General features: G+C 70.7%; 2 protein-coding genes. Both read right to left on the bottom strand.

What is annotated here, in order from left to right; translation table 11 throughout:
• Positions 1–1081 (bottom strand): PepSY domain-containing protein (locus AC6LKG_RS26360; RefSeq protein ID WP_498169916.1); only part of this gene is annotated, 1081 nt, incomplete at its 3' end.
• Between the two features lie 8 nt (positions 1082–1089).
• On the bottom strand, positions 1090–3291 hold the full coding sequence (locus AC6LKG_RS26355) for a TonB-dependent receptor (protein WP_498169914.1): 2202 nt from the start codon (positions 3289–3291) through the stop codon (positions 1090–1092).
• Positions 3292–3445 lie beyond the last annotated feature (154 nt).

The raw sequence follows: 3445 nt of genomic DNA, 5'->3' as shown, positions 1-3445 counted from the left end.
CGCCCGGGCCGCTGCGGGCCAGCACCAGGTCGCGGCCGTCGACGCGGGTCCAGCGCAGTTCGCGCGGCGCGGCCGGCAGGGCGCGGATCAACGCGGCGGGCGGCGCCTGCGGCGCATCGGCGGCATAGGCGCCGCCGGCGTAGGCCTGTTGCGCCAATGGCGGCGCGCCGCTGCTGAATACCTTCCACGGGTTCATCGACATCAGTCCGCTGAAGATCCAGGTGAGGGTGATGCCGGCGAACATCAGGCCCGCCAGGTGGTGCCAGCGCATCATGTGCTCGCGGTAGGGCGAGCGGCTGCCGCTGGCGTAGGGGCGCGAGAAGCGCCAGCGCAGGATGCCGACCACCGTGCCGGTCAGCGCCACGGCCACGCCGACCACCGAAAGCCAGACGACGATGTCGTGCCACCACGGATCGAAGACATTGCCGCGGAACGGATACAGCCAGTGGATCCAGGCGCCGACGTAGTTCCACAGCCGCTCGCCGCGGGTGGCGTCCAGCACCACTTCGCCGGTGGCGGACGAGACGTACAGCCGCGTGCGGGCGGGATCGTCCAGGTCGATGCGATGCAGCGGCCGGTGGATGTCGAGCGCGCCGGAGTGGGTGTAGACGTCCTCGTCCAGCTCGCCCTGGTAGTGCGCGGCATGCTGGCCCCCGAACCAGGCCGCGGCGCTGGCGGTGGCGACCGCGGCGTCGGCGCGCGGCAGCAGCGCGCCGCTGGCGGCATCCACCACCTTGGGCGCGCGGCCGCGGCCCATCGGCACCAGGTAGACCGGCGCGCCGCCGCGCAGCGCGGCCAGGCTCAGGCCCGCCATGTCGCTGGCGCCAGCGGCGGCCAGCGCCTGGGCCGGCGTGGCGGCGACGCGTGCCGGATCGAGCGGCGCCAGGTGCGTCATGCGTTCCTGCGGCGTGAGCTTGGGGTAGCCCACGTACATCATCACCACGCCCGAGATGAACCACATGGCGAAGAACAGGCACAGCACGATGCCGGCCCAGCGGTGCGCCAGGTACAGCCAGCGCTTGGCGCGGGTGGACCATGGCACGGGCGCGGGCCGGCGGCGGAGGGAGGGGATGGCGCTCATTAGGGGCCTCAGTACCGCGCCTGCAGCGTCAGTTCGAACGAGCGCGGCGCACCCAGGTAGAACATCGGCGTGCCGCTGACGTTGGCCGCGTACACCTTGTCGGTCAGGTTGCGGACCCGGCCGGTGAGGGTGAGGTGGCGGTCGATGCGGTGCGACAGCGCCGCGTCGAACACGGTGTACGACGGCGCCCAGACGGTGTTGGCGGCATCGGCGTAGGCGCGGCCGACGTAGCGCGCGGCCACGCTGGCGTTCCAGTCCGGCAGGAAGGCGTAGTCGATCCAGGCGTTGGCCACGCGCCGCGGCGTGTTGGTCGGCACGTTGCCATTGCGCGACACGGCCACGCCGTTGATGGTCTGCGAGAAATCGTCGTACCTGGGGGCGACGAAGGCCACATTGGCCTGCAGCGACAGCGTGCGCGTCAGGCGCAGGCCGCCGGCCAGTTCCAGTCCGCGCGCCGACTGCCGGCCCACGGGCACGCTGACCCCGGGGTTGGCCGGGTCGGGCGTGGAGATGTTCTTGCGCGTGATCTCGTAGGCCGCGATGGTGGCCGAACCGCGGCCGTTCCAGAATTCGAACTTGCCGCCGACTTCCTTTTGCGTGCCAGTGGTCAGTTTGTCATTGTTGAGCACGTCGGCGAACGACGCTGTGGCCATGATGCCGGAGGGAGGATCCGCGGCCGTGGCGTACTGCGCATAGAGCGAGGCCTGCGGCGTGATGGCCCAGTTCAGCGCCAGCCGTCCGGTAGTCGGCGAGTAGCTGCGCGAGGCCGATGCCGGCGCGCTGGCCGTGACCGCGCGGCGGTTGGTCAGGTCCAGGTCGATGAAGTCCTTGCGCAGCGCCGACACGATGGCCACGCCGGGCAGCACTTCCGTGCGGTTCTCCAGCGTGAAGGCGAGGGTGCGGATGCGGTTGTCGCGGTCCGGGTTGTGCCCGCGCGTCATGCCGGGGATGTCGTAGAAATAGCCCGGCTGGAAATCGTACGGATCGACCGCGTCCACCGTGGCCGGCAGGCTGGTGGGATAGCGGGTCTGCTTGTTCACGCTCAGGTCGGCGCCGAACGACCAACTGGTGGGCAGGCCGGCAAGCGTCGATTCGACCAGGCCTTCGACGCGGTTGCCGAGCAGGCTCTGCTCGTGGCGCTGCAGCAGCGCGCCCGAGCGCTGCACGCGGCTGTTGGCGGCGTTGTAGCGGTAGGTCTCCAGGTTGCGGAAGTCGCGTTCGGCGCGGTAGTAGTACAGCGTGTTCTTGAACGTGATGCCCGGCGCCGCGCGCCATTCCGTCAGCGAACGGGCCCACAGCACCGACTGCTCGTAGAGGCCGTCGTCGACGTTGTAGTTCTTGAAGCGCGTGCCGCCGCGGATGTGGCCTTCGCCGCTCACCTTGCCGTTCGCGCCCACCGTCAGCGGCGTGCCCCAGTAGGGGCGGTCGACACGTTCGCGCTGGTACTCGAAGGCCCAGGTCTGCGTGACGTCGTCGCCCAGGTCGGACAGCAGCGAGGCCGCCACCTGGGTGGCATTCGAGCGCTCGCCGTCGACCCAGCCGTGGCTGGCGGTGGTGTTGGCGTCGATGCGCAGGTAGTGGCCGCGGCCGCCCGGCGAGCCGGCCAGTTGCTGGTTGATGCCGGCCGATAGCTGGCGCGTGTCGAACGAACCGAGGCGCAACTGCCCTTCATAGAACGTGTCGCGCTCGGCCAGCTTGGTGACGTAGTTGATGGCGCCGCCGACCGCGCCGGCCCCGAACAGGAAGGTCGACGGGCCGCCGATGGCCTCGACCCGGTCGTAGATCCAGCTATCCACCGGCCGTGCCGCGACCGCGTCGTACTGCACCGAGATGCCGTTGAACAGTTGCGATACCTGGCCGCCGTTGAAGCCGCGGTAACTGACCGAGCCGGCGCTGCCGGGCGGCGAGGCCGCGTCCACGCCCGGGATGCCGCGGGCGATGTCCTGGGTGTTGAGCGCGCCGCGCGCCTCGATCTGGCGGCGCGAGATGACCGTGACGGAGGCGGGGGTGTCTTTCAGCTTGAGGCCGAGGCGGCTGCCGGTGCTGTCGATGCGTTCCAGGTCGAGCGGGCCGTTGGGCGAGTCGTCGGCGCCTTCGCCTTCGACGATGGTCGGGGCCAGGGTTTCGATGGCGGGCTCGCTGGTCAGGGCGAGTGCGGGATTGGCGGCGCAGGCGCCGGCCAGCAAAGAGGCTGCGTAGGTTTTTTTCATGATCCGTGCCGGCGCTGGCCGGCATGCGCGCTCGCGCCGATGCCGCGATCCAGGGCGGCTGAGGGCGCGGGGGCGGGGTTCGGGGGGGGCGCGGGCCGGAGGCGGTCTCTTTTACACATATGCGCCTGGCACGGGGCGAACATTAGTGGGTGTG

Source organism: Achromobacter sp. 46006 (assembly GCF_059761975.1).
Note: the sequence above shows the minus strand (reverse complement) of the source record. Positions and strands in the feature narration are given on the sequence as shown.

Bases quoted from the DNA above. Each gene is read 5' to 3' on its own strand.
- AC6LKG_RS26355 (WP_498169914.1), bottom strand. From the start codon at position 3,291: ATGAAAAAAACCTACGCAGCCTCTTTGCTGGCCGGCGCCTGCGCCGCC.